General features: G+C 68.4%; 25 protein-coding genes and 1 pseudogene. 11 read left to right on the plus strand and 15 right to left on the minus strand.

Features of this window, described 5'->3' with window-relative positions:
* Positions 1–14 precede the first annotated feature (14 nt).
* Positions 15–338, minus strand: a complete 324-nt coding sequence (locus FFS56_RS07990) for a hypothetical protein (RefSeq protein ID WP_061018027.1) — start codon at positions 336–338, stop codon at positions 15–17.
* Positions 339–604: 266 nt separating this feature from the next.
* Here FFS56_RS07990 and ppk2 point away from each other — a divergent pair.
* Positions 605–1369, plus strand: a pseudogene (gene ppk2 / locus FFS56_RS07995) (polyphosphate kinase 2); the annotation flags it as partial.
* A gap of 67 nt (positions 1370–1436) precedes the next feature.
* Entirely contained in the window at positions 1437–2390 is a 954-nt protein-coding gene (locus tag FFS56_RS08000; protein WP_046746556.1) for an aldo/keto reductase, read from the plus strand.
* Here FFS56_RS08000 and FFS56_RS08005 read toward each other — a convergent pair.
* The 5 genes from FFS56_RS08005 to FFS56_RS08025 all read right to left on the minus strand — a co-directional run bounded on the left by FFS56_RS08005 (position 2353) and on the right by FFS56_RS08025 (position 6853).
* The gene (locus FFS56_RS08005; RefSeq protein WP_046746538.1) at positions 2353–3072 is read right to left on the minus strand and encodes a response regulator transcription factor; all 720 of its coding nucleotides are present in this window, start codon (positions 3070–3072) and stop codon (positions 2353–2355) included. The two genes, FFS56_RS08000 and FFS56_RS08005, sit on opposite strands and share 38 nt — an antisense overlap.
* The gene (locus tag FFS56_RS08010; RefSeq protein WP_052748588.1) at positions 3069–4343 is read right to left on the minus strand and encodes a histidine kinase; all 1275 of its coding nucleotides are present in this window, start codon (positions 4341–4343) and stop codon (positions 3069–3071) included. The genes FFS56_RS08005 and FFS56_RS08010 overlap by 4 nt, the downstream gene beginning before the upstream one ends.
* A 9-nt stretch (positions 4344–4352) precedes the next feature.
* Positions 4353–5168: an ABC transporter permease gene (locus FFS56_RS08015; protein ID WP_127012513.1), complete on the minus strand. Its 816-nt coding sequence runs from the start codon at positions 5166–5168 to the stop codon at positions 4353–4355.
* Positions 5165–6076 (minus strand): ATP-binding cassette domain-containing protein, encoded by a 912-nt coding sequence (locus tag FFS56_RS08020; RefSeq protein WP_046746540.1) that lies wholly within the window; start codon positions 6074–6076, stop codon positions 5165–5167. The genes FFS56_RS08015 and FFS56_RS08020 overlap by 4 nt, the downstream gene beginning before the upstream one ends.
* Positions 6077–6172: 96 nt before the next feature.
* Complete coding sequence (locus FFS56_RS08025; protein ID WP_233437314.1) at positions 6173–6853, minus strand: SOS response-associated peptidase family protein; 681 nt, start codon at positions 6851–6853, stop codon at positions 6173–6175.
* Positions 6854–6901: 48 nt separating this feature from the next.
* Between FFS56_RS08025 and FFS56_RS08030 the strand changes: the two genes are divergently transcribed.
* Positions 6902–7813, plus strand: coding sequence for a DMT family transporter (locus FFS56_RS08030; RefSeq protein ID WP_113681371.1), 912 nt, complete (start codon positions 6902–6904; stop codon positions 7811–7813).
* Between the two features lies 1 nt (position 7814).
* Here FFS56_RS08030 and FFS56_RS08035 read toward each other — a convergent pair whose 3' ends face one another.
* Both FFS56_RS08035 and msrB read right to left on the minus strand, forming a co-directional pair.
* On the minus strand, positions 7815–8378 hold the full coding sequence (locus FFS56_RS08035) for a nitroreductase family protein (protein ID WP_127012512.1): 564 nt from the start codon (positions 8376–8378) through the stop codon (positions 7815–7817).
* On the minus strand, positions 8375–8779 hold the full coding sequence (gene msrB, locus FFS56_RS08040; protein ID WP_017828933.1) for a peptide-methionine (R)-S-oxide reductase MsrB: 405 nt from the start codon (positions 8777–8779) through the stop codon (positions 8375–8377). The genes FFS56_RS08035 and msrB overlap by 4 nt, the downstream gene beginning before the upstream one ends.
* Positions 8780–8850: 71 nt before the next feature.
* Between msrB and FFS56_RS08045 the strand changes: the two genes are divergently transcribed.
* The 4 genes from FFS56_RS08045 (at position 8851) to groL (ending at position 12502) form a co-directional block, all read left to right on the plus strand.
* Complete coding sequence (locus FFS56_RS08045) at positions 8851–9843, plus strand: DUF2332 domain-containing protein (RefSeq protein ID WP_127012511.1); 993 nt, start codon at positions 8851–8853, stop codon at positions 9841–9843.
* Positions 9844–9852: 9 nt separating this feature from the next.
* Positions 9853–10110 (plus strand): DUF3263 domain-containing protein, encoded by a 258-nt coding sequence (locus tag FFS56_RS08050; protein ID WP_046746544.1) that lies wholly within the window; start codon positions 9853–9855, stop codon positions 10108–10110.
* 81 nt (positions 10111–10191) lie between these two features.
* Positions 10192–10758 (plus strand): LytR C-terminal domain-containing protein, encoded by a 567-nt coding sequence (locus FFS56_RS08055; RefSeq protein ID WP_307723494.1) that lies wholly within the window; start codon positions 10192–10194, stop codon positions 10756–10758.
* Positions 10759–10882: 124 nt separating this feature from the next.
* Entirely contained in the window at positions 10883–12502 is a 1620-nt protein-coding gene (gene groL / locus FFS56_RS08060) for a chaperonin GroEL (RefSeq protein WP_046746545.1), read from the plus strand.
* 63 nt (positions 12503–12565) lie between these two features.
* Here groL and FFS56_RS08065 read toward each other — a convergent pair whose 3' ends face one another.
* The 3 genes from FFS56_RS08065 to FFS56_RS08075 form a co-directional block, all read right to left on the minus strand.
* Complete coding sequence (locus tag FFS56_RS08065; protein ID WP_046746546.1) at positions 12566–12853, minus strand: WXG100 family type VII secretion target; 288 nt, start codon at positions 12851–12853, stop codon at positions 12566–12568.
* Positions 12854–12974: 121 nt separating this feature from the next.
* Complete coding sequence (locus FFS56_RS08070) at positions 12975–14669, minus strand: ATP-binding protein (RefSeq protein WP_113681368.1); 1695 nt, start codon at positions 14667–14669, stop codon at positions 12975–12977.
* A gap of 61 nt (positions 14670–14730) precedes the next feature.
* Complete coding sequence (locus FFS56_RS08075; protein ID WP_017828926.1) at positions 14731–15423, minus strand: response regulator transcription factor; 693 nt, start codon at positions 15421–15423, stop codon at positions 14731–14733.
* Positions 15424–15586: 163 nt separating this feature from the next.
* Here FFS56_RS08075 and FFS56_RS08080 point away from each other — a divergent pair, with 163 nt between their 5' ends.
* Positions 15587–16633, plus strand: coding sequence for a type II CAAX endopeptidase family protein (locus FFS56_RS08080; RefSeq protein WP_127012510.1), 1047 nt, complete (start codon positions 15587–15589; stop codon positions 16631–16633).
* A 10-nt stretch (positions 16634–16643) separates the two neighbouring features.
* Here FFS56_RS08080 and FFS56_RS08085 read toward each other — a convergent pair whose 3' ends face one another.
* The 3 genes from FFS56_RS08085 to FFS56_RS08095 are packed head-to-tail and all read right to left on the minus strand — an operon-like array spanning position 16644 to position 20317.
* A complete protein-coding gene (locus FFS56_RS08085) occupies positions 16644–18284 on the minus strand; it encodes a DNA repair helicase XPB (RefSeq protein ID WP_046746549.1) in 1641 nt (546 codons plus the stop codon).
* A 37-nt stretch (positions 18285–18321) separates the two neighbouring features.
* Positions 18322–20031, minus strand: a complete 1710-nt coding sequence (locus FFS56_RS08090) for a helicase-associated domain-containing protein (protein ID WP_127012509.1) — start codon at positions 20029–20031, stop codon at positions 18322–18324.
* Between the two features lie 10 nt (positions 20032–20041).
* Positions 20042–20317, minus strand: a complete 276-nt coding sequence (locus tag FFS56_RS08095; protein ID WP_046746551.1) for a hypothetical protein — start codon at positions 20315–20317, stop codon at positions 20042–20044.
* A gap of 118 nt (positions 20318–20435) precedes the next feature.
* Here FFS56_RS08095 and FFS56_RS08100 point away from each other — a divergent pair, with 118 nt between their 5' ends.
* Together FFS56_RS08100 and FFS56_RS08105 are read left to right on the plus strand one after the other, a co-directional pair.
* The gene (locus FFS56_RS08100; protein WP_045263389.1) at positions 20436–20816 is read left to right on the plus strand and encodes a cold shock domain-containing protein; all 381 of its coding nucleotides are present in this window, start codon (positions 20436–20438) and stop codon (positions 20814–20816) included.
* Entirely contained in the window at positions 20800–21405 is a 606-nt protein-coding gene (locus FFS56_RS08105; protein WP_061015975.1) for a DUF3027 domain-containing protein, read from the plus strand. Before FFS56_RS08100 ends, FFS56_RS08105 begins: the two co-directional genes overlap by 17 nt.
* A 10-nt stretch (positions 21406–21415) precedes the next feature.
* Here the strand turns inward: FFS56_RS08105 and serC are convergent, their stop codons facing one another.
* Positions 21416–22528: a phosphoserine transaminase gene (gene serC, locus FFS56_RS08110; RefSeq protein WP_046746553.1), complete on the minus strand. Its 1113-nt coding sequence runs from the start codon at positions 22526–22528 to the stop codon at positions 21416–21418.
* Positions 22529–22629: 101 nt separating this feature from the next.
* On the opposite strand from serC, the gene FFS56_RS08115 reads away from it, so the two are divergent.
* Positions 22630–23331, plus strand: a complete 702-nt coding sequence (locus FFS56_RS08115) for a metal-dependent transcriptional regulator (protein ID WP_045263392.1) — start codon at positions 22630–22632, stop codon at positions 23329–23331.
* Positions 23332–23422: the final 91 nt, after the last annotated feature.

Consider the following 23422-nt stretch of genomic DNA (forward strand, 5'->3'; position numbering starts at 1 on the left):
CGGCGCGGGCGAGTTCAGCTCGCTTCGTCGATCGGCGGCGCCTCGACGACCTCTTCGATCAGGCTGATCCCGCCTGTCGAGCTCGCCGACTGCATGAGGTCCTGAATCCACTTCGGGTTCAACTGCGGCGCCTCCGGTTCGTCGAAGGTGAAACGGAGCGGAATCGACGGGTGCAGCCAGATCGTCGAGCGCCCGGGGGAGTCGCTGTCAGGGTGACGCCACGACAGGGTGAAGCTCTCGTTGCGCCGCAGTTTCGTCGCGATGACCACCTTCAGATGTGCGAGCGCCCGATCCTCGATGTGGATCGCATCGCCGTTGCCGTACTGGATCGTTCCCATGGGGGAAACCCTATCCGCCGACACCTCCCACCCGCTTCTGCCCCCAGCGGCACGCGGAGGCGAGACCATTCCGGAGTATCGCACTAGACGGTGATATGTTACTGACAGTTGAGTTTCCTGGCGGTCCTGCGGATGCGCCAGGTCGAAGACGGCGCAGGTGGCCGACTCCCCGCCGCGGCCACCTGCGCTTGCCTCCTGAAGGCGGGATCCCTGGAGCGCTCATGCCGGAAGCGACGACGCCGGAAGGGCGGCACGATGTCACGGAGAAGCTTGCGCGCGCCGCGTACGAGCGCGAGAAGCGGCTGCTGCAGATCGAGCTCCTGAAACTGCAGGCGCACATCAAGCGCTCATCCGAACGTGCGCTCGTCCTCTTCGAAGGCCGCGACGCCGCGGGGAAAGGAGGCGCGATCAAGCGATTCATGGAGCATCTGAATCCTCGCGGTGCGCGTGTGGTCGCCCTCGACAGACCCAGCGACATCGAGCGCACGCAGTGGTACTTCCAGCGCTACGTCGCGCACCTGCCGTCGGGTGGCGAGATCGTCCTGATGGATCGTTCCTGGTACAACCGCGCGGGGGTCGAACGGGTCATGGGGTACTGCTCGTCTGCCGAGTACGAGGAGTTCCTCCAGACGGCACCGCAGTTCGAGCGCATGCTCGTGGGTTCGGGCATACGGCTCATCAAACTGTGGTTCTCGGTCAGTGAGCACGAGCAGCGTCGACGCTTCGCCCGGCGGGCCGAAGACACTGTCAGGCAGTGGAAGCTGAGCCCGACCGACGTCGCGAGCATCGACCGGTGGGATGACTACACGGCGGCGAAAGAGGCGATGTTCCGCCAGACCGACACCGCGGCACTTCCGTGGCTCGTCATCAGGTCGGACGACAAGAGACGAGCGCGACTGGAAGCGATGCGGTGTGTCCTCACCCGCTTCGACTATCCCGGCAAGGATCCTCTCATCGCTCACGCGCCGGATCCGCTGCTCGTCGCCCGTCCGTCGCAGCTCTACGGTGACGACGAGACGCCGACGCCGTGACCGGCACCCCGACGCAACACGGCGTCATCCGGGAATGCGGGCGATGGGATCGACTGTTGTGATCGTCATGACTCGCATCGGAACAAGTGACCTCGACGTCCTCCCCCTCTCGCTCGGCGGCAACGTGTTCGGTTGGACAGCCGACCGCGACACCTCGTTCGCCGTGCTGGATGCCTTCGTGGACGGCGGCGGCGACTTCATCGACACCGCCGATTCGTACAGCGCCTGGGTTCCGGGAAACGAGGGCGGCGAGAGCGAGACGATCGTCGGCGAGTGGCTCGCGTCTCGGAAGCCCGCAGGGGTGGTCGTCGCCACGAAGGTGAGTCAGCATCCGGACTTCCGCGGTCTGGCCGCCTCGAACGTCCGTCGGGCCGCCGAGGCATCGCTGCGGCGTCTGGGCGTCGATGAGATCGACCTGTACTACGCCCACTTCGATGACACGTCGGTTCCGCTGGAGGAGACCGTCGCAGCCTTCGGACAGCTCGTCGACGACGGTCTCGTGCGTCACGTGGCGGTGTCGAACTACTCCGCCGATCGCATCCGTGAGTGGATCGAGATCGCGCGGCGCACGGGTGTGGCGCTCCCCGTCGCCGTGCAGCCGCATTACAACCTCGTGCACCGCAACGAGGTCGAGGACTCGATCATCCCGGTCGCCGAGGAGTTCGAACTCGGACTCGTGCCCTACTACTCCTTGGCGAGTGGCTTCCTCACGGGCAAGTACCGGTCGACAGAGACCGTGGGCCAGGATTCGCCGCGCGCGCAGGGAGCGGCGAAGTACGCGACCGAGGCGGGACTGCGGATCATCGACGCCCTTGAGGAGATCGGGGATGCGCACGATGCCTCCATCGCCGCGACCTCCCTCGCCTGGCTTCGCGCGCAGCCGACGGTGGTCGCCCCGATCGCGAGTGCGCGCAGCGTGGAGCAGGTTCCCGATCTTCTCGCCGGGGCGCGCCTCGAACTGTCGAGCGAAGAGGTGCAGCGGCTCAATCAGGTCTCGGAGTGGACGCCGACGAACGCGTGATCGGCGGGCTCTCGTCGCCGACGAGACCGAGCCGGTGCGCCAGGATCACCGCGTGGATCCTGTCTCGGGCACCGAGCTTCGCGAGGACCCGACCGACGTGCGTCTTCACCGTGGACTCGCCGACGTAGAGGGTCTGAGCGATCTCTGCGTTGGTGAGACCGCGGCCCATCGCGACGAAGACGTCGCGCTCGCGCTCGGTGAGGGACTCGAGAGCGGAGCTCTCGGCGGGTGCAGGAGCCGCGGCGGCGCCGAGCTGCGGCGTCACATGTTCCAGCAGCGTTCTCGTGATGCGAGGAGACAGCGCGGCATCGCCACGATGCACGGCGCGTACGGCGGAGATCATCTCGTGTCGCTGCGCGTCCTTCAGCAGGAATCCGCTCGCCCCCGCCCGGATCGCCCCGAACGCGTACTCGTCCAGATCGAACGTCGTCAGCACGAGCACCTTGGTCTGCGGACGGTCCCGGATGATCGCCTCCGTTGCGGCGATCCCGTCGAGTTCCGGCATCCGGATGTCCATCAGCACCAGGTCGGGCGCGAGCACGGCGCTCTGTGTGATGGCCGCCCTGCCGTCTCCGGCCTCGCCGACCACGACGATGTCGTCCTCCGATTCGAGGACCATCCGGAACCCGACTCGGATGAGCTGCTGGTCATCCACCAGCAGCACCCTGATCCTCTGCGTCATCCCTCTTCCTCTCTCGTCTGCGCCCGTGCGACGGACGCGCCCCCCGATGCGGGCAGGACCGCCCGCAGGACCCATCGTCCTCCACCTGCCGGCGCCGACTGCACCGTGCCGTGCACGTGGGCGGCGCGCTCCGACAGGCCACGGATGCCGAACCCGTCCGACCCGATCGCGCCGGAGACGCCGTCGTTCACGATCTCGATCGTCACGGCGTCGCTCGTGTACTCCAGGCGCACACTGATGCTCTCGGCCGTCGGCGCGTGACGCATGGCGTTGGTCACGCCCTCCTGGACGATCCTGCCGATCGCGTGCGCGACAGCGGGGGAGACCTCCGTCTGACCGACCACGGTGAGCGTCGCCGGATAGCCTGCGCGCTGAGCGGCTTCCACGGTGTCCCGTGCGGGCACGGGCTGCATAGGGGCCAAGGGCAGCGGCGATTCATCGTCGCGCAGCACCCCGAGCATCGCGCGCATCTCGGTGAGTGCGCCTCTGGCGGTGTCCGCGACGTGCGCCGCGGCCTTCTGGGCCTGTTCGCGGTCGGGGGTGGCCGCCGCTCCCTCGGACAGCGCGACGATGACGGTGAGCGAGTGGGAGACGATGTCGTGCATCTCGCGTGCGATGCGTGCTCTCTCCGATGCGGCCGCGAGCTGCGCCTGCTGGTCGCGCTCGATCAGCAGCTGGCGCGAACGGTCGATGATGGCGAGGAGATAGCGTTTGCGGCCACCCACGTTCACGCCGACCAGGGTGCCGATGAGGCCGAGCGCCGCGTAGCCGAGGGCGGTGTCGATCCCGACCTGGAGCACGGTGGCCCCGCTCAGCATGAGCACCGTGGTGAGCACGAGGAACCAGGCAGCGCCGATCCCGTAGCAGATCCACGCCAGGCGGGCCGAGCTGTAGACCGCGATGCCGTAGCAGGCCACGAGCAGGAGCACGATGCCGCCCGACATGCCGGTGAAGAGCCCGACGGTTCCCAGGATCACGGCGGCGATGAAGGGACCCAGCGGCGCTCGACGGCGCCAGAGCAGGGTGCTGCATCCGATCACGACCATGACCAGGGTGGCGATGTTGACAGTGACGTACGTGGCCTCGGGCAGCGTGCTGCGCGGATAGGGCGCGGCCGGAGTGAGCGTCAGGAACAGGCAGATCAGCGCGATCAGGATGTCGGCGAAGAGCGGGTGACGAGCCCAGAACCGCCGGAAGAGACCCGGGGCACGCGGAAGCCGCAGCTCCTCGTCCTCGCGGATCGAGTCGCTGCGGCTTCGCGTTCTGCTCACAGGCCGACTTTACGCGTCGCGCGTGCGCAGCACGCCCCACGCGACCAGGGCGCCACCGGCGACCCAGCAGCCCAGCGTCAGGAACGCGACGGGGGCGTCGAGAGCAGCCGTCTCACCGGGCATGATCGCGGACTGTGCGGCTGCCACCGGGAGGTACGCCGACGCTTCGGTGACCCATGCCCAGGCGTCGCCGGCGAAGGAGAAGAAGCTCGCGACGATCGGCAGGACGAACAGCACACCGACAGTCGCTGCGATCGCTCCGGCGCCCGAGCGCAGGATGAAGCCGAACGAGACCCCGATCAGCGCGAAGACGGCCATCGCGAGCGAGGCGACGACGATCGGCAGCAGCGATGCGGACGGGTCCGACCACTCGATGCCCTGATCGCGCGGCGCGACGATGAGCGTGACCGCGAGCGCCGCGACGGCGAAGATCACCAGCGACGAGATGAACATGAATGCGGCCAGTACCGTCGACTTCGCCGCCAGCACCGAGCCGCGGACCGGGTTCGCCGTGAGCGTCGAGCGGATCATGCCCGTCGAGTACTCACCGGTCACGGAGATCGCACCGATGATGCCGGCGAGCAGCATGGTGAACTGGATCGGCATGATGACGGCCTGGATCGGTTCGAAGTCCGGCATGTCGAGGGCTTGGGCGATGAGCACGGCGATCGCGACGGTCAGGGCTGCAGCGATCCCGATGGACCACCAGGTCGAGCGCAGTGTGGCGAGCTTGATCCACTCGCCGCGCAGTGCACGCCCGAACGTCAGCTTCCGACCGGTGTCGACGCGCGGCCGCGTGGGTGCGGGGGCTTGTGTCGAGGTCATGAGATCTCCTTGGTGCGGTACTCGACGGAGTCGCCGGTGAGCGCGAGGTAGGCGTCTTCCAGCGAACCGGTGGTCGGGGTGAGCTCGTGCAGCGGAATGCCGCGGTCGGCGGCGAGGTCGCCGATCCGCGCAGCGGGCAGGCCCACGATGTCGAGGAGGTCGGGAGCGGAGCTCGCGATCTCCACGTCGGGTCCGCCGACGGCCGCAGCCAGGTCGGCCGGTCGCGGGGTGCGCACCCGCACCGTGTTCCTCGTCCATGACCGGACGAGATCTGCGAGCGGTGCATCGGCGAGCACGCGCCCACGTCCCATCACGATGACGTGATCCGCGGTCTGTGCCATCTCGCTCATCAGGTGGCTCGAGAGGAGCACGGTGCGCCCTTCCCCTGCGGCATGACGGACGAACTGACGCACCCAGCGAACACCTTCGGGGTCGAGGCCGTTGACCGGCTCGTCGAGGATCAGCGTGTGCGGATCGCCGAGCAGCGCCGAAGCGATGCCCAGCCGCTGGCCCATGCCGAGCGAGAACCCTCCCGCACGTTTGCGGGCCACGGACCCGATGCCGGCGAGGTCGATGACCTCGTCGACGCGCGAGGAGGGGATGCCGTGGGTCGCTGCCATCGCGCGGAGGTGGTTGCGGGCCGTGCGGCCGGTGTGCACCGCCTTGGCGTCCAGAAGCACCCCCACCTCCGTCAGCGGGGCGCGGAGCTTGCGGTACTCGCGACCTGCGACGGCGGCGCGCCCCGACGTGGGACGGTCGAGGCCGACGATCATCCGCATGGTGGTCGACTTCCCCGCACCGTTCGGGCCCAGGAAGCCGGTGACGCTGCCCGGCTGGACGGTGAACGACACGTCGTCGACGGCGGTCTTGTCTCCGAACCTCTTGGTGAGGCCTTCTGCTGTGATCATGAGGACAACGTTACGGAGCGAGGTCGGGAGTGCGCGTCCCCCTCAGGTACACATCCGGTGCCGAGGCGTCCGACCGACGGCGGATGTATCGGTGTGTCAGCGGCGCGGACGAGCCTGAACCCGCGCGGCCATCTCGTCGGACGCGATGATCGCCTCGTCGATGATCTCCCGCGAAACCGGAGCCGTCAGCCAGTCGTGGCTCAGCGACGCCGGGATGAGCAGCGGCATCCGATCGTGGAGATCGACGAGGTGCGCAGGCGCGGGGCGCATGACGATCGAGTAGCACGTGTACCACTGGTCGTCTGCGGTGCGGCCGCGTTGCGTCACGGCGGCCATGCCGAACAGGGTGCCGTCGTCGACGATGAACTCGTTCCACTGCCGGGACGGCTTCTGCATCTCGTACCAGCTCGTTGCCGGGACGATCCCCCGCGACTTCGCGCCGCCCGGGCGCTCCTGCAGGCGCTCGGAGCGGGTGTTGATCGACGGGAACTTCGCCGGCTCGCCGTTCACGAGGAAACCCCACCATGCGGGTTCCAGCGTCGGCGCTGTGTCGGGCTGCACGATCAGCGGATTGAGGTTGCGCAGGTTCTTGCCGGTAGGACGGACGGTCTCACCCGCGTTCTCCTGCGCCCAGACGCGCAGGCCCTCGAGCACCGCGTCGTCTGCCGCGGCGAGGAGCTCTGCATCGGTGAATCGGGGATCGAGACCGTAGCTCGCGCACATGCCGTCAGCGTAGCGCGGGGCGCCGACATCCGGGTGGGAGGGAGCGCGCAGCATCTCGGGTAGGGTCGACGGGTGCCAGAGCCTCGTCGAATCCCCGCCCCGGTGGCACTCGGAGGGGCGGTCGCGATCGGGGTCATGACGGCGATCCAGGCGCGGATCAACGGCGTGCTCGGGGTGCGCGTGGACGACGGCATCGTCGCCGGCTTCCTCTCCTTCTCCGTCGGCCTGCTGGCACTCGCGATCGTGATCGCCTGCCTCCCCTCGGCTCGACGGGGAGTGGCGCGTCTCTGGAGCGGCGTCCGACAGCGCACGATCCCCTTCTGGATGCTCCTCGGAGGCGCCTGCGGTGCACTCACCGTCTCCACCCAGGGGCTCACGGCCGGAGTCCTCGGCGTCTCGCTGTTCACGGTCGGCGTGGTGGCGGGACAGACCGTGCACGGTCTGGTGCTCGATCGCATCGGATTCGGACCGGCCGGCGTCGTCGCGGTCACGCCGGGACGTGTCCTGGGAGGTGCGCTCGCGCTCGCCGCGGTCGGCATCTCGCTGTCCGGGGACGTGCTGGCGTCAGCGCCGCTGTGGATGCTGCTCCTGCCGTTCGCAGCCGGGGTGGGCATCGCGTGGCAGGCAGCGACCAACGGACGTCTGGCCCAGCGCGCGCGCTCACCTCTGGCCGCGACCCTGATGAGCTTCGTCGCCGGAACCGTGGTCCTCGCGCTGGCGTCCGGCGTGAGCATCGCGTTCCGTGGGGCACCCGCCGCCCTCCCCGCCGAGCCGTGGCTGTACCTCGGAGGCTTCCTCGGCGCCGCCTACATCCTCCTCGGCACGTTCATCGTGGCGCAGACGGGGGTGCTGCTGATGGGCCTGGGGTCGGTGCTCGGCCAGCTGACCACGTCGGTGGTGATCGACCTGGTGTGGCCGCCCGCAGCAGGGCCGGCGCTCTGGCAGGTGCTCGCGATGGTCGTGGTCGCCGTCGCGTCTGTCGTGGTCGCGGTGCCGTGGCCTCGCCGCCGCTGAACTACTTCTTCTTCGCCTTCTTGGGTGACGGCTTCGGCATGCGCGTGACGAGCTTGCGGGCGTCGACGGTCTTGCGTCGTCCCCGTTTCTTGTGTTCGGGCTTGCCGCCGACGTAGAGCCAACCCAGGAGCTCCTCGTTCTTCCCGAGCCCGTGGGCCTTGGCGACGGCCTTGGCTCGCGTGTAGTGGCCCGTGCGCCAGATGACGCCCCACCCTGCCTCGTCGAGGAGAAGGCTCAACGTGTGGGCGACCCCGGAGGCGACGGCCTCCTGCTCCCACCGGGGTACCTTCTCGCTCTTCTGGTAGCTCGCGACGACGGCGATGAGCAGCGGGGCGCGCAGCGGCTTCGACGAGGGAGAGGAGTCGCCCTGTGCCTTCGCGATCGCCGCGCCGAGCACCTCCCGATCCGCGCCTCGCAGCTCGATCAACCGCCAAGGGCGCAGCGACGAGTGATCGGCCACGCGACCGGCGGCCGCGACCAGCGTGAGCACCTCGTCGCGGGTGGGCGCGGTGTCTTCGACCTTCGACCAGGACTGCCGTGCGCGGACGGCGTCGAGAGCGCTCACGACGCGTCGGGCGTGAAGTTCAGCGCGATGGAGTTCATGCAGTAGCGGTCGCCGGTCGGCGTCCCGAATCCGTCGGGGAAGACGTGACCGAGGTGCGACCCGCAGTTGGCGCAGCGCACCTCCGTGCGCACCATCCCGAGGCTGTCGTCCTCGATGAGCTCGACCGCGTCAGGACGGATCGACTCGTAGAAGCTCGGCCAACCGCACCCGGAGTCGAACTTCGTTCCGCTCTTGAAGAGCTCGGCGTTGCAGGCACCACAGGTGTAGAGGCCGGCGCGTTCCTCGTCGAGAAGCTCGCCCGTCCAGGCCCGTTCGGTCGCGGCCTGACGCAGCACCGCGTACTGCTCCTCACCGAGCTCCTCGCGCCATTCGTCTTCGGTCTTGTCCACGCTGTACGACATGTGTCCTCCTGAGTCGCTTCCATTCTCTCCCGGGAGACGAGGTCTCGGGTGCTCAGCGTCAGAATGGGACGATGACCGACGCCGTGCAGGACCGCTACGCACGATTCGCCCGCGACGAGGCGCCCGGACGCAGCGCCCTCTACGCCGAATGGGCCGCCGGTGTGGCGGACGACGACGAGCTCAAGGGCATCCTCCAGCGGATCCCGGAGAATCGTCGGCAGCCGCCCCTCGTGTTCGCCGTGACGCGCATGCTCGGCTCCGGACTCGTCGGGTACCCGCAGTGGAGGGACTTCGTGCTCCGCAACGCCGACGCGGTGGTCGCCGAGTGCGCGAACCGCAGCCTCCAGACCAATGAGCCCCTCCGCCTCGCGGCGCTGCTGCCCGTGCTGTCGGAGATAGCCGGACCGATCGCGCTGCTCGAGGTCGGAGCGTCGGCGGGGTTGTGCCTGTACCCGGACCGCTACTCGTATCGCTTCATCGCGGCGGATGGATCGGTCAGGAGCGCCCTCGATCCTCTTGACGGACCCTCGACCGTCGTGCTGGAGAGCCGGGTCTCGGGCGCGCTGCCTCCGCTGCGGATGCCGGACGTGGTCTGGCGGGCGGGCGTCGACCTCGCGCCCCTCGACGCGGCGGATGAACGGGATCGGCGCTGGCTGCGTGGGCTCGTGTGGCCGGGAGAGGAGGGGCGGGAGGAGCGCATCGATGCCGCGCTCGAAATCGCGGCATCGGATCCGCCGCTGATCGTCGCCGGCGATGCCCTCGAGGAGATCGATGCGCTCGCCGCGGCGGCGCCGGGCGGGGCGACCCTGGTCGTCACCACGCCGGGTGTGCTGGTCCATATCCCGAGAGCCCGGAGGGAGGCGCTGGTCGCGCGCATCTCCGCTCTGGACGCCCGGTGGGTCACGATCGATCCGCCCGGTGCCCTCGATGTCTGGGAGCCGCCGGTCGAAGGCGACGACCGGCCGGGATTCGTGGTGGCGCTCGACGGACAGGTGCGCGCGGCCGCAGATCCGCTCGGGGGCTGGTGGGAGTGGCGAACGGCTTCGCTGTCTGATGCGTCCTAACCTGGACTCATGCTCGGAGATCTCACGGAGCGCGACCGCACGATCCTCGCCCTGGAGGTCGCTTGGCCACGCCATGGATCGGCCAAGGAAGAGGTCATCCGAGCTCAGCTCGGGATGAGCGCCGCCCGCTACTACCAGCTCCTCGGACGCCTGATCGAGTCGGAGGCCGCCCTGGAGTACGACCCCATGCTGGTGCGGAGATTGCGCCGGATCAGGGATTCACGCGCCAGGCAGAGGTCGGCTCGGATACCGGGCTTCGTCGGCTGAAGCGACTCGAGGAAGGCTCTCGGAACGAGCAGTGCCGCGCCGGAGAACGGATTGCCAGGAAGGTGCCGCTAGCATCGAGGGGTGTCCAAGCCCTCCCGCGATCGCTTCGATGACGTTCCCCGTTCCACCGGACGGGTGGGAGCGCATCGCGCCGAAGCTCCGGGGATGAACGGCTGGGTCGTGCTGCTGTGGTCCTTCGTCGCCGCTCTGGTGCTCATCATCGCCGGCATCTTCGGATCGCTCGTGGTCATGGGACGCATCTCGCTCTTCCCCGAGGCCGCTCCCAGCGCCGTTCCCACCCCGGTGGAGACGGGCGTGGTGGACACCTCCATCTCCGTGATGATCCTCAACGGCACGCCGGAGGAAGGGCTCGACACCCAGATGCGCGACCTGCTCATCAACAACGGATGGGCGTCGGAGAACGTCTTCGCCGGTGACAGCTCCAGCCAGGACTTCGCCACCACGACCGTGTTCTACGTCAACGACGAGGACGAACTCGCGGCGATCGGACTGGCGAACGTGCTCGGTGGAGCGGCCGTGCAGCAGAGCGACTACTACTCGGGTCAGACCGAGGAGGGCAACAAGCAGTTCACAGTGGTCATCGGCCTCGATCGATCGAGCTCAGCCGGCGAGACGCCCACCCCCTGACCTCGGCCCGTGCCGTACCTCCGGCGGCTTGCACTCGAAGGTGTCGAGTGCCAGAATGGCGTTAGCACTCTCTCACTCTGAGTGCTAAACCCAACGTCTACGTCCAGGAGGGACGAAAAAACTCATGGCAAAGATCATTGCTTTCGATGAGGAGGCCCGCCGCGGCCTCGAGCGCGGCCTGAACATCCTCGCCGACGCGGTCAAGGTCACCCTCGGCCCGCGCGGCCGCAACGTCGTTCTCGAGAAGAAGTGGGGCGCCCCCACCATCACGAACGACGGCGTCTCCATCGCCAAGGAGATCGAGCTGGACGACCCGTACGAGAAGATCGGTGCGGAGCTCGTCAAGGAGGTCGCCAAGAAGACCGACGACGTCGCGGGTGACGGCACCACGACCGCCACGGTCCTCGCTCAGGCGCTGGTCCGCGAGGGTCTGCGCAACGTCGCAGCCGGCGCCGACCCCATCTCGCTCAAGCGCGGCATCGAGAAGGCCGTCGCTGCGATCACCGAGGAGCTGCTCGCCAGCGCCAAGGAGATCGACTCGAAGGAGCAGATCGCCGCCACGGCTTCGATCTCCGCCGCTGACCCCGCCATCGGCGAACTGATCGCCGAGGCGATCGACAAGGTCGGCAAGGAGGGCGTCGTCACCGTCGAGGAGTCGCAGACGTTCGGTACCGAGCTCGAGCTCACCGAGGGCATGCGCTTCGACAAGGGCTACCTGAACCCCTACTTCGTCACGGACCCGGAGCGCCAGGAAGCGGTCTTCGAGGACCCGTACATCCTCATCGCGAACCAGAAGGTCTCCAACATCAAGGACCTGCTGCCGATCGTCGACAAGGTGATCCAGGACGGCAAGGAGCTCGTCATCATCGCCGAGGACGTCGAGGGCGAGGCTCTCGCGACGCTCGTGCTGAACAAGCTCAAGGGCATCTTCAAGTCGGTCGCCGTCAAGGCTCCGGGCTTCGGCGACCGCCGCAAGGCGCAGCTGCAGGACATCGCGATCCTCACGGGTGGCCAGGTCATCACCGAAGAGGTGGGCCTCAAGCTCGAGAACGCCACGCTCGACCTGCTGGGTCGTGCGCGCAAGGTCATCGTCACCAAGGACGAGACCACGATCGTCGAGGGTGCGGGCGAGGCCGACCAGATCGAGGGTCGCGTCACGCAGATCCGTCGCGAGATCGAGAACACCGACAGCGACTACGACCGTGAGAAGCTCCAGGAGCGCCTGGCGAAGCTCGCCGGTGGCGTGGCGGTCATCAAGGCCGGTGCCGCGACCGAGGTCGAGCTCAAGGAGCGCAAGCACCGCATCGAGGACGCCGTCCGCAACGCGAAGGCAGCCGTCGAGGAGGGCATCGTCCCCGGTGGTGGCGTCGCGCTCATCCAGTCGGGCACCAAGGCCCTCGACGCCCTCTCGCTCTCGGGCGACGAGGCGACGGGCGCGAACATCGTCCGCGTCGCGATCGAGGCTCCGCTGAAGCAGATCGCCATGAACGCCGGGCTCGAGCCGGGCGTCGTCGCGAACAAGGTGTCCGAGCTCCCCGCGGGCCAGGGCCTCAACGCAGCCACGGGCGAGTACGTCGACATGTTCGGCGCCGGCATCATCGACCCGGCCAAGGTGACCCGCTCCGCGCTGCAGAACGCAGCGTCGATCGCGGCTCTGTTCCTCACCACCGAGGCCGTCGTCGCTGACAAGCCGGAGAAGACTCCTGCTCCGATGGGCGACCCGTCGGGTGGCATGGACTTCTGATCCTGCACTCATGACAGAACGCCCCCGGCTTCGGCCGGGGGCGTTCTGCGTTCACGGCGCGTGTCAGCGGAAGAGGCTGGCGGAGTACTGATCGGCGTCCGCGTACTGGGTGGCGACGGAGCCGAGCGAGGTGCCGATCGATTCGAGGACCTGTTCCACGTGGATCTGTGCGCCCTGCCACTGCTCAGCGCAGTTCTGAAAGGCGTTGGACGCGGTGCCGGACCAGGTCGACTGCAGCTGCCGGAGCTGAGACATCAGGGTCGCAGACTCGCTCTGGAGGCGCTCGATGGTGGCGCGCGTCGCACTGTGAGCGGCGTGGACGGCTTCGGTGTCGACGGTGAAGACAGACATGGGAACTCCTTCTCGTAGGGGTTCCGAGGCTAGGCGGGGCTCGGCCTGATGAAGACGCACCAGGGGGCCGGGCACCGCGTCCTGTGCGCAACCGGGGGAAGCGACCCTCCGTGCAGTGACGTCAGGGGAGGTCGATGCGATCGAGTGGCTGTGTGTCCTCCAGGAGGTGCGCAGGCGTTGCTCGTGCCGGCGCGAGCGGAAGCGTCACGGTGAACGTCGCGCCGCCGCCCGGGGTCTCCGACACGTCGACACCACCGTGAAGCGCCTTCAGGATGGACGCGACGATCGCGAGTCCGAGGCCGGAGCCGCCGGTCTCCCGCGCGCGTGAGGTGTCGGCTCGCCAGAAGCGCTCGAAGATCTGCTCCCGGATCTGCGGCGGGATGCCTTCGCCGTGGTCGACGATCGCGATGCTCGCTGTGCCCGCGGCACGGTCGGAGTCTACGACGATCTCGATGGGGCCGTCCTCAGGGGAGAACCGACGCGCGTTGCCCAACAGGTTCGTCACCACCTGGCGCACCTTGTTCTCTTCGCCGAGCACGATCGGGGGAGTGCGCACAGGGAGGTCCGGAACCTCGGTGAAGTCGATCACCGGAGCCTTCTCCTGCTGACGGGACCGGCGGCGAAGGCGGGAGAGCGTGGCGCGGGAAAGCCCGCGGGGGGTCGGCTGCTCGGGAGGTTGAAGGGGCGGGATCTCATGCAGGGGGATCACGGTCTTGCTGTCGGCCGTCCGGTCGATCACCGTGACGGTCCGACCGGGGGCAGCGGCACGGAGGTCGAGCGCTGCATCCCGCGCGATCGGGCGGAGATCGAGCGGCACGATCTCGGGCTCGCGCTCCTCATCCAGCCGCGCGAGCGCAAGCAGGTCTTCCACCAGGACGCCCATCCTGATGGCCTCCTTCTCGATGCGCTCCATGGCCCGAGCGGTGTCCTCCTCGCCCTTGATTGCACCCATCCGGTAGAGCTCCGCGTAGCCCCGCACGCTCACCAGCGGGGTGCGCAGCTCATGGCTCGCATCACCGATGAATCGCCGCATGTGCTGCACGGTGCGGTCCCGTTGCGCGAGTGAGGCGTCGACACGGTCGAGCATCGTGTTGATGGCGGTGTTGAGGCGACCGACCTCCGTCGTCGGTTCGAGGTCGGTCAGCCGCTGACGGAAGTCGCCGGCGGCGATCGACATGGCCGTGGCCTCGACCTGACCCAGACGGCGGAACGTGAGCGTGACGAGCCCGCGGGTGAGGAGCGCGGCGATCAGGATGGTGATCAGGGCGATCGTGATGTAGATGCCGAAGTACTGACTGATGATGCGATCGGCGGGCGCGAGGGGGAGGGCCACCAGCTGGATGCGCAGGACCCCGCCCTCCGAAGGGACGACGGCGACCGCGGCGTGGAACAGCTCCCCGTCGGCTCCGGTCATCTCGAGCGGGATCTGATCCGTGTTGGCCGTCGCCTTGGCGAGCGAGTACTCGGACGGGAAGAGGGGAGCCTGGCCCGAGGTGCCGCGAGCGGTCGCACGCAGTTCGCCCGTCGCATCGTAGATCGCGAAGGAGAAGTCGCGCGGCTGCTCGTCGCGCGGGCTGTACGTGGTGACGCCGTCGACCGTCACCGAGTCGAAGTAGCGCTCGACCAGATCGCTCGACACCAGAGCGGGCAGCTGCGCGTCGATGTTCGCGACCAGGGCGTTGCGCAGGATCGGCACGGTGCCGATGCCGGCGATGAGCAGTCCGAGCGCGAGCACCGCGACGGTGACGCCGGTGACCTTCGCGCGAAGACTGATGCGCCGCCACCAGCTGGTGACCGCATCGGGCTTGTGCGCCATGCGGTCCTCCTCGGTGCGGCGACACCACCGTGCGACGGTGGCGGTGATGGTGCGGTGGTCGTCAGACCGTCTTGCCGACCTTCAGCATGTATCCGAAGCCGCGCTTGGTCTGGATGAGCGACTCCTCGGTGTGCGGATCGATCTTGCGGCGCAGGTACGAGATGTAGCTCTCCACGATGCCGGCGTCGCCGTTGAAGTCGTACTCCCACACGTGGTCGAGGATCTGCGCCTTCGACAGCACGCGGTTCGGGTTGAGCATCAGGTAGCGGAGCAGCTTGAACTCGGTCGGGCTCAACTCGATCGGCTCCTTGCCGACGTGGACGTCGTGCGTGTCCTGGTCCATGGACAGCTCGCCGGCGCGGATGATCGACTCCTCGTCGGCCTGCATCGTGCGGCGGAGGATAGCCTGTGCCCTGGCCACGATCTCGTCGAGGCTGAAGGGCTTCGTGACGTAGTCGTCCCCGCCCGCGTTGAGACCCTCGATCTTGTCGTCGGTGCCGTCCTTGGCGGTCAGGAACAGGATCGGCGCGGTGAACCCGGCGCCACGGAGACGCTTCGTCACGCTGAAGCCGTTCATGTCGGGCAGCATGACGTCCAGGATGATCAGGTCCGGCTCCTCTTCGAGGACGGCCGAGATCGTCGCGGCGCCGTTGGCGACCGTCTTCACCTGGAATCCGGCGAAGCTGAGACCCGTGGAGAGCAGGTCACGGATGTTGGGTTCGTCGTCGACGACCAGGATGCGCGGAGCAGTCATGTCCCCATTATGGTGACTCCGGCCATGTGGATGCTGACTATTGTGCGGAACGGCGTCGACTCGCGCGTTCGCGCCGGCCTTCGTGAGCCGTGTATCGGCATCGGGGAACGGGATCGTCCCGCGGTCGGATGCGTCGCATAGCCGGACCCGGGAGGATCGAGGTATGAGCTCTCGCGAGGACGACGTCGCCGCCCCGGAAACTCCCGCCGCACGGGCCGATCGCCCCGACGGGGAGGAACTCGCATACCATCGGCTGGCACACCTGCGGCCACGGTATCGCTGGTGGCGCATGCTGCTCACGGGGCTCGTCGGCATCGCTCTCTACGTCGTGATCCTGCTGATCGTGATCGTGCCTCTCGCGATCATGTCGATGTTCATCCCCGGGTGGCGCGTCGAATCAGAGGTGCTCCTCAGCACCACGCAGTTCTTCGATCTCGATCGGCCCTGGCTGCTCGTCGCGCTGGTTCTTCCCCTGATCCTGATGATCCCGGCGCTGCTGCTGGCATCACGCCTCATCGAAGGGCGCGGGGTGGGACTGCTGTCCTCCGTGACCGGGCGCCTTCGCATGGCATGGCTCGGGAAGAGCCTGCTGCTGGCCCTGGCGGTGTTCCTCGTCTATTTCGCCGTCGTGTTGGGCTGGTCGGCGCTGAGCGGCGACGCGGTGACCGCCGACTTCTCCCACCCCGGGCTGTGGACGATGGTGCTGCTGGTCCTGCTGCTGATCCCGTTGCAGGCTGCCGCGGAAGAGTATGTCTTCCGCGGGTACCTGATGCAGTTGGTCGGTGGCTGGCTACGCCATCCTGCCTTCGCCATCCTCCTGCCCGTGCCGATCTTCGTCCTCGGTCATGGGTACGACGTGTGGGGTGCGGCCAGCGTCGGGATGTTCGCGATCGTCGCCGCATGGCTGACCTGGCGAACGGGGGGCCTCGAGGCGGCGATCTCGCTGCACATCGTGAACAACGTGCTCATCTTCCTGCTCGGCTCCGTCACGCTCGTCGATGCCAATGCGACCTCGGGAACGGCTGTCGATCTGTTCGCCTCGGCACTCGCGATGGTGATCTACGCCGTGCTCGCCGACCGATGGGCTGCGCGACTCGGGGTCGCGCGGACAGCGTGGCGCACGACTCCGGTACGCGCGTCAGAGACCCATCAACCGTCGGGGACCCACCAGCTGGGTGCGGTGCTTCACGGACGCGCCGCACGCGGGTGACGGGGGAGCGTCAGGCGGCGATCGCGTCGGAGTCCATGATCGTGTAGCTGTACCCCTGCTCGGCGAGGAAGCGCTGACGGTTCTGGGCGTAGTCCTGGTCGATCGTGTCGCGGGCCACGAGGGTGTAGAAACTCGCGGTGTGCCCCGACTGCTTCGGACGCAGCAGACGGCCCAGACGCTGGGCCTCCTCCTGACGCGATCCGAACGATCCGGACACCTGGATGGCGACCGAGGCCTCTGGCAGGTCGATCGAGAAGTTCGCGACCTTGGAGACCACAAGCAGCGAGATGTCACCCTCCCGGAACGCGCGGTACAGCTCTTCGCGCTCATCGACCGGGGTCGCACCCGTGATCTGCGGGGCGTTCAACGCCTCGGACAGCGATTCGAGCTGGTCGAGGTACTGCCCGATCACGAGGATGCGCTCACCCTCGTGCTTGGCGATGAGCTCGCGCACGGCTGCAACCTTCGCCGGCGCGGAGGCCGCCAGGCGATAGCGCTCGTCGTCGGTCGCGGCGGCGTACTCCAGACGGTCGCTCGGCGGCAGGTCGACCCGCACCTCGTAGCAGGCGGCGGGCGAGATGAAGCCCTGCGCCTCGATCTGCTTCCAGGGGGCGTCGAAGCGCTTCGGCCCGATCAGGCTGAACACATCGCCTTCGCGACCGTCCTCACGCACCAGGGTGGCGGTGAGGCCGATGCGACGACGCGCCTGCAGGTCGGCGGTGAGCTTGAACACGGGGGCAGGAAGGAGGTGGACCTCGTCGTACACGATGAGGCCCCAGTCGAGGGCGTCGAGCAGTGCGAGGTGCGCGTACTCGCCCTTCCGCTTCGCCGTGAGGATCTGATAGGTGGCGATCGTGACGGGCTTGACCTCCTTGGCCTGCCCGGAGTACTCGCCGATCTCCTCGGGGGTGAGGCTGGTGCGCTTGAGCAGCTCGTCGCGCCACTGCCGTGCCGAGACGGTGTTCGTCACGAGGATGAGGGTCGTCGTCTTGGTCGCTGCCATCGCTCCGGCACCGACGATCGTCTTGCCGGCGCCGCAGGGGAGCACGACCACGCCCGAGCCGTCCTTCGAGAACGCGTCGACGGCATCCTGCTGGTAGGGGCGGATGTGCCAGCCGTCCTCGGCGAGGTCGATCTCGTGGGGAGTTCCCGGGGTGTAGCCCGCCAGGTCTTCCGCCGGCCAGCCGATCTTCAGCAGCTCCTGCTTGATCTGGCCGCGTGCCCATGCGTCGATGACGAAGGTCTCGGGGGTCGGGTGCCCGATGAGAAGGGGCTGGATGCGCTTGTTGTTCGCGACCTGTGCCAGCACGGCGGGATCGGAGGAGCGCAGGATCAGGGTGCCCTCGTCGTCGCGCTCGATCACCAGCCGGCCGTAGCGGTTCACCGTCTCCCGCAGGTCGACCGCGACGGACGGCGGGACCGGGAAGCGGGACCAGCGATCGAGCGTCTCGAGCATGTCCTCTGCGGTGTGCCCTGCGGCGCGGGCGTTCCACAGGCCGAGCCGCGTGATGCGATAGGTGTGGATGTGCTCGGGAGCGCGTTCCAGCTCGGCGAAGATCGCCAGTTCGTGGCGGGCGCTCTCGGCATCGGCGTGGGCGACTTCGAGCAGCACGGTGCGATCGCTCTGGACGATCAAGGGGCCATCAGACATAGCTGACCAGTTTAGCGGTCGCCCGATGCGCAGGGCCTCATGGGGCGACGATCGTCGCTGTGAGGATGCTCGAAACCGGCAGCGTGCGTTCGACGTCCGCTGCGCGGTCTCGTCCACGGAGTCTGCCTCCACCGAGGCCCGTCGCCTCCAGGAGCAGGTCCCTGGTCGACCCGTCCGGCATCCCGACGGTGACCTTGAGGACGGACTTCGCCCGCACCGCAGCTTCGAGTTCGCGATCGAGCCATGCCGCATCGGCGTCAGGCCCCTGGTGTGAGCGCAGGCGCGCGATCAGAGGAGCCAGTCCGGAGGAGTCGTCGGTCGACGCCGGAGCCGGCGGCGCTGGGTGTCGTTCTCTGACCAGGAGAGCGCCGTCGGAGCCGACGAGCGTCGCCGGGTATCGCGCATCGGTGAGCGCCCAGTACACGGTGTCGCGACCGACGCGGGTCGTCAACGAGTCGACGTGCGCAGTGAGACCGAGCGGGCGCAGCGTCTGATCGACGGTCATCGCCTGGAGGAGATGGCTGTCGGCGCTCTCGATGCGCGTGCGGCCTGTCTCGTCGTCGGTCGAGACGCGGACCAGGCCGTGTCGCTGGGCGGTCTGGGTGAGGAGGTAGCTGAGGGGTTGCGGGATGCCCGTGAGCGAGACGGAGGAGAGGAAATCGAGGATCGACTGCTCCGTCTCGCCGACGACGAAGGCGTGCGCCACGGATTCGGCGGTGAAGCGGTAGGACGATGCCTGCGCGGCGGACTCGCGGACGGCGATGGTGCGCAAGCGCACGTCGAGCGCGGGCTCCAGCGGGCCGGGTGCGATCGCCGTCAGATCGTTCTGCAGGAAGATGCGATCGACCTCGGCGGGCAGCAGGGCCACGAGTGCGCCGGCATCTGCGGGACCACCGCTTCGCAGGCTCACCGCCCACTCCGGTTCGGTCCCATCCTCCGCGATCAGTCCGAGAAGCGCCGCCGCGTCCTGCATACCCCGAGAACGATCGGGCCACGCGGGGTCCCACGGATGGGCGAGAGGCCACAGCTGAGGGGGGATCCAGCCACCGGTCTGGGAACGGACGCCGCGGGGGAGAGCTTCGCGGAACGCCGTCGCGAGGACGGTCCAGCGATCCGCCGCGGACGAGCGCAGCCAGCTCTCGGCGGAGAGACTCGACCGCAGCCGCCGGTCGGTCGACACGGCGAGGCCCGCCTGGAGGGCGATCGCCGCGAGGGCGTCGACGATCTCCGCGGGCACTCCGGCCTCGGCGAGCTGGCGCTTCTCGCCGGCGCTCACACCGCCGCCGGTCAGGAGGGCGAAGGGATTCTCCCGCGCGATCAGCAGCACGTCCGCGAGCACGGCCACCGTCGTGAAGGCGCGCTCGGCGGCATGGGCTGCCGCGGCTGCAGATGCAGGAGCGACGGTGGGGACCGGGGTCGTCGGAGGAGCTGAGCGGCCCGCGAGGGCGGCCGTGACCGGCGGATACGGCGACCCATCGGGCCGCAGCAGGGCGAGTGCTGTCAGCGCCTCTCGTTCGGGCCCGGCGTCCCCTCCGGACGCCGCCGTGAGGAGCGCGGTCGCCTCGGTCGCGGTCAGCGACGGGAGGACGCGGGAGATCGAAGCGGGGTCCAGGAGCGCTTCCGCGGCATCGAAGAAGTCCTGCCACGGGGCGTCAGAGCGCACCCCACGCGCCGCGAGGAGTCTGCAGAGCTCATCGTCGCTCGCCGCAGCCAGCCAATCCGCCAGCGGTCGCGCGTGAGTGCTCATGGCCGATGCCTCATGAACGCGAAGACGCGCGGCCCTTCCGGATGAAGCTCATCGTGAGGAGCGCGATGATCATGAGGAAAGCGACGGGCAGGCCCCAGTAGGGGATCGCCGCGACGATCGGCCAGAGGCCCTCGCCGAACGCGGTCTGATCCATCCCGAGCGCGGTCCCGATGATGATCGCGAAGAAACAGACCACCGATGCTGCCGCGATTCCGAGCGCGGTGAACGCCAGGATGCGATCCAGCCGCCGGATGGGAACCTCCGGTTCGGAATTCTTCGTGCTCATCCGCACCAGCCTACTCGCACCGCGGCCTTCGGCTTCGCGCGCGTCGTGACCGGTAGGCTGGGGGCACGCGCATGAGCGCGCCCACTGTTCTGCACGACGATCTCAGCGAGGTTCTCCCATGCCCACCGGCAAGGTCAGGTTCTACGACGAAGACAAGGGTTTCGGCTTCATCGCCAGCGATGACGGCCAGGATGTCTTCCTGCACGCCTCCGCGATGCCGGCCGGCACCGCGGTGAAGGCCGGTGCGCGCGTGGAGTTCGGCGTGGCCGACGGCAAGCGCGGGCTGCAGGCACTGTCGGTGCGCGTGCTCGAGGCGCCTCCGAGCCTCTCCAAGGCCAAGCGCAAGCCGGCCGACGACATGGCGATCATCGTCGAGGACCTCGTGAAGCTCCTCGACGGCATCGGCGGAGACCTCCGCCGCGGTCGCTACCCCTCCTCCGGTCAGGGCCGCAAGATCGCGGCCGTCCTGCGTAAGGTCGCTGATGACCTCGAAGCCTGACGCCGACGCGCGTCTCTTGGACGCCCACGATCTCGCGCTCGCCGCGCTGGCCGAGATCACCCCGGCGTCCACCGTCGGCCCCGCCGCCGGATATCTCGCGGAGGAGGACGGGTCGGTCTCGTTGCGCTTCGAGAACCGGCTCGCCGGCTACCCGGGGTGGTACTGGACGGTGACCGTCGCCCGCGTCGAGGATGAGGAGCCGACGGTGCTCGAGGTCGAGCTCCTTCCCGGCGATGGCGCCCTGCTGGCTCCGGAGTGGGTTCCGTGGGCCGAGCGCCTGGCCGAGTACCGCGCGCACCAGGTCGAGCTCGCTGAAGCGGCCGCGGCTGCCGGCGACGACGTGGTGACGGACGACGGCGGACTCGAGGACGACGAAGACGGCGGGCTCGACGACGACGACCTCGACGACGATGATGACGACGTCGAGGTGGACATCCTCCACGCCGGCGACGTGGACGGTGTGGACATCGACGAACTCGACGAGGGCGCTGTCGACGACGAGTCCGTCGCGTCGGAAGAGGATGAGTCCGAGGACGACGACGCCGACGCCCTCGATGAGGACGCCGGCGAGGTCGACGAGGAGGAGTGACTCCGGGCGCTCAGCCGCCCAGGTTCTCCAGCACGTATTCGATCGACCGGGTCAGCTGACGCACGTCGTCCGGTTCGATCGAGACGAAGGTCGCCACCCGCAGCTGGTTGCGCCCGAGCTTGCGGTACGGCTCCGTGTCGACGATGCCGTTCGCCCGTAGTGCCTTCGCGATCGCTGCCGCGTCGATGCTGTCGTCGAAGTCGATCGTCGCGACCACGGGGGAGCGGTGCGCCGCGTCCGCCACGAACGGCGTGGCGATGGACGAGGCTTCGGCCCAGTCGTAGAGGACGGCAGACGACTCGGACGTGCGCGCCGCCGCCCATGTGAGGCCACCGTTGTCGAGGATCCAGCGAAGCTGGCTGTCGAGCAGGTGCAGGGTGGTGAGCGCCGGGGTGTTCAGCGTCTGGTTCAGCCGCGAGTTGTCGACCGCGTTCTTCAGGCTGAGGAACTCGGGGATGTAACGACCCGAGGCGGCGATGCGCTCGATGCGCTCCACGGCAGCGGGCGAGACGGCGGCGAACCACAGACCGCCGTCGGAGCCCAGGTTCTTCTGCGGCGCGAAGTAATAGACGTCGGCCTGAGCGGCGTCGAAGTCGATACCGCCGGCGGCGCTCGTCGCGTCGATGACGGTCAGCGCGCCTTCAGCGGCGATGCGTCGGATCGGGGCCGCGACGCCGGTCGAGGTCTCGTTGTGCGGCCAGGCGTAGACGTCGACACCCTCCACGGCCTCTGCAACGGTCAGTGAACCGGGCTCGGCCTTGCGCACATCGGGGGCTTCGAGCCAGGGAGCGCCGGCGGCGGCGGCGAACTTCCCGCCGAACTCGCCGAAGACGAGGTTCTGGCTGCGCTTCTCGATCAGTCCGAAGGCCGCCGCGTCCCAGAAAGCGGTCGAGCCGCCGTTGCCCAGGACGATCTCGTATCCCTCCGGCAGGCGGAACAGAGCCGCGAGCTGCTCGCGGACGCTGCCCACGAGGTTCTTCACGGGTGCCTGACGGTGGGATGTGCCCAGGATCGAGGCTCCCGACGAGAGCAGCGCCTCGAGCTGCGCAGGGCGCACCTTGGAGGGACCGCAGCCGAAGCGGCCGTCGACGGGCAGGAGGTCACGCGGAATCTCGATCGCCATGCGTCGATTCTAGGGGGCGCTCGGCGTGCCGCAGGACTGCTCGCGAGTCCGATGTCGCCGCGGGAATGTAGGCTTGCCTAAGAACCTCGGAGGGCCCGCACATGACCGATCTGATCGACACCACGGAGATGTATCTCCGCACCATCCTCGAACTCGAGGAGGAGAACATCGTTCCGCTGCGCGCGCGCATCTCCGAGCGTCTCGGCCACTCCGGCCCGACGGTCTCGCAGACGGTCGGGCGCATGGAGCGAGACGGTCTCGTGATCGTCTCGGAAGATCGCACACTCGAGCTCACCGACGCCGGTCGGCGCAAGGCGGTCGACGTGATGCGCAAGCACCGTCTCGCCGAGCGCCTGCTCTCCGACGTGATCGGACTCGACTGGGCCTTCGTGCACGAAGAGGCGTGCCGCTGGGAGCACGTCATGAGCGAGCAGGTCGAGCGTCGCCTCGTCGAGCTGCTCGGACATCCGACGGAGTCGCCGTACGGCAACCCCATCCCCGGACTCGATCAGCTCGGCGATCTGCCGGCGCGCACCTTCGACGAAGGCGTCATCGGACTCGTCCAGCGCCTGAACGCCGCCGGCGAGCCCGTCGAAGGCACGGTGCGTCGTCTCGCCGAGCCGGCTCAGGTCGACCCTGAGCTGCTCGAGCAGCTGCGCGATGCCGGAGTCGTTCCCGGAGCGCACGGTGACTTCCGCTTCAGCGAGGGCTACGTCCTCATCCAGATGGACGGCAAGGACGATGGACTCGAGCTTCCCGTCGAGCTGGCCTCGCACATCTTCCTGGTCGGCGAACCGGCCTGATCCCGCGAGAATTCGCGGGTGCGATCGGCGTGGAAGGAGAGCGGCGTCGCCCTCTCCGAGAATTGCCAGTTTCCCAGGGTGACATGATCGT

This window comes from Microbacterium sp. Beta (genome assembly GCF_005502545.1).
Classification (GTDB): domain Bacteria; phylum Actinomycetota; class Actinomycetes; order Actinomycetales; family Microbacteriaceae; genus Microbacterium; species Microbacterium oxydans.

What these genes read in the sequence shown, in the direction of transcription:
- FFS56_RS07990 (WP_061018027.1), bottom strand. Translation starts at nt 338, where the DNA reads ATGGGAACGATCCAGTACGGCAACGGCGATGCGATCCACATCGAGGAT.
- FFS56_RS08000 (WP_046746556.1), top strand. Translation starts at nt 1,437, where the DNA reads ATGACTCGCATCGGAACAAGTGACCTCGACGTCCTCCCCCTCTCGCTC.
- FFS56_RS08005 (WP_046746538.1), bottom strand. Translation starts at nt 3,072, where the DNA reads ATGACGCAGAGGATCAGGGTGCTGCTGGTGGATGACCAGCAGCTCATC.
- FFS56_RS08015 (WP_127012513.1), bottom strand. Translation starts at nt 5,168, where the DNA reads ATGACCTCGACACAAGCCCCCGCACCCACGCGGCCGCGCGTCGACACC.
- FFS56_RS08020 (WP_046746540.1), bottom strand. Translation starts at nt 6,076, where the DNA reads ATGATCACAGCAGAAGGCCTCACCAAGAGGTTCGGAGACAAGACCGCC.
- FFS56_RS08025 (WP_233437314.1), bottom strand. Translation starts at nt 6,853, where the DNA reads ATGCTGCGCGCTCCCTCCCACCCGGATGTCGGCGCCCCGCGCTACGCT.
- msrB (WP_017828933.1), bottom strand. Translation starts at nt 8,779, where the DNA reads ATGTCGTACAGCGTGGACAAGACCGAAGACGAATGGCGCGAGGAGCTC.
- FFS56_RS08045 (WP_127012511.1), top strand. Translation starts at nt 8,851, where the DNA reads ATGACCGACGCCGTGCAGGACCGCTACGCACGATTCGCCCGCGACGAG.
- FFS56_RS08050 (WP_046746544.1), top strand. Translation starts at nt 9,853, where the DNA reads ATGCTCGGAGATCTCACGGAGCGCGACCGCACGATCCTCGCCCTGGAG.
- groL (WP_046746545.1), top strand. Translation starts at nt 10,883, where the DNA reads ATGGCAAAGATCATTGCTTTCGATGAGGAGGCCCGCCGCGGCCTCGAG.
- FFS56_RS08065 (WP_046746546.1), bottom strand. Translation starts at nt 12,853, where the DNA reads ATGTCTGTCTTCACCGTCGACACCGAAGCCGTCCACGCCGCTCACAGT.
- FFS56_RS08070 (WP_113681368.1), bottom strand. Translation starts at nt 14,669, where the DNA reads ATGGCGCACAAGCCCGATGCGGTCACCAGCTGGTGGCGGCGCATCAGT.
- FFS56_RS08075 (WP_017828926.1), bottom strand. Translation starts at nt 15,423, where the DNA reads ATGACTGCTCCGCGCATCCTGGTCGTCGACGACGAACCCAACATCCGT.
- FFS56_RS08080 (WP_127012510.1), top strand. Translation starts at nt 15,587, where the DNA reads ATGAGCTCTCGCGAGGACGACGTCGCCGCCCCGGAAACTCCCGCCGCA.
- FFS56_RS08085 (WP_046746549.1), bottom strand. Translation starts at nt 18,284, where the DNA reads ATGTCTGATGGCCCCTTGATCGTCCAGAGCGATCGCACCGTGCTGCTC.
- FFS56_RS08090 (WP_127012509.1), bottom strand. Translation starts at nt 20,031, where the DNA reads ATGAGCACTCACGCGCGACCGCTGGCGGATTGGCTGGCTGCGGCGAGC.
- FFS56_RS08095 (WP_046746551.1), bottom strand. Translation starts at nt 20,317, where the DNA reads ATGAGCACGAAGAATTCCGAACCGGAGGTTCCCATCCGGCGGCTGGAT.
- FFS56_RS08100 (WP_045263389.1), top strand. Translation starts at nt 20,436, where the DNA reads ATGCCCACCGGCAAGGTCAGGTTCTACGACGAAGACAAGGGTTTCGGC.
- FFS56_RS08105 (WP_061015975.1), top strand. Translation starts at nt 20,800, where the DNA reads ATGACCTCGAAGCCTGACGCCGACGCGCGTCTCTTGGACGCCCACGAT.
- serC (WP_046746553.1), bottom strand. Translation starts at nt 22,528, where the DNA reads ATGGCGATCGAGATTCCGCGTGACCTCCTGCCCGTCGACGGCCGCTTC.
- FFS56_RS08115 (WP_045263392.1), top strand. Translation starts at nt 22,630, where the DNA reads ATGACCGATCTGATCGACACCACGGAGATGTATCTCCGCACCATCCTC.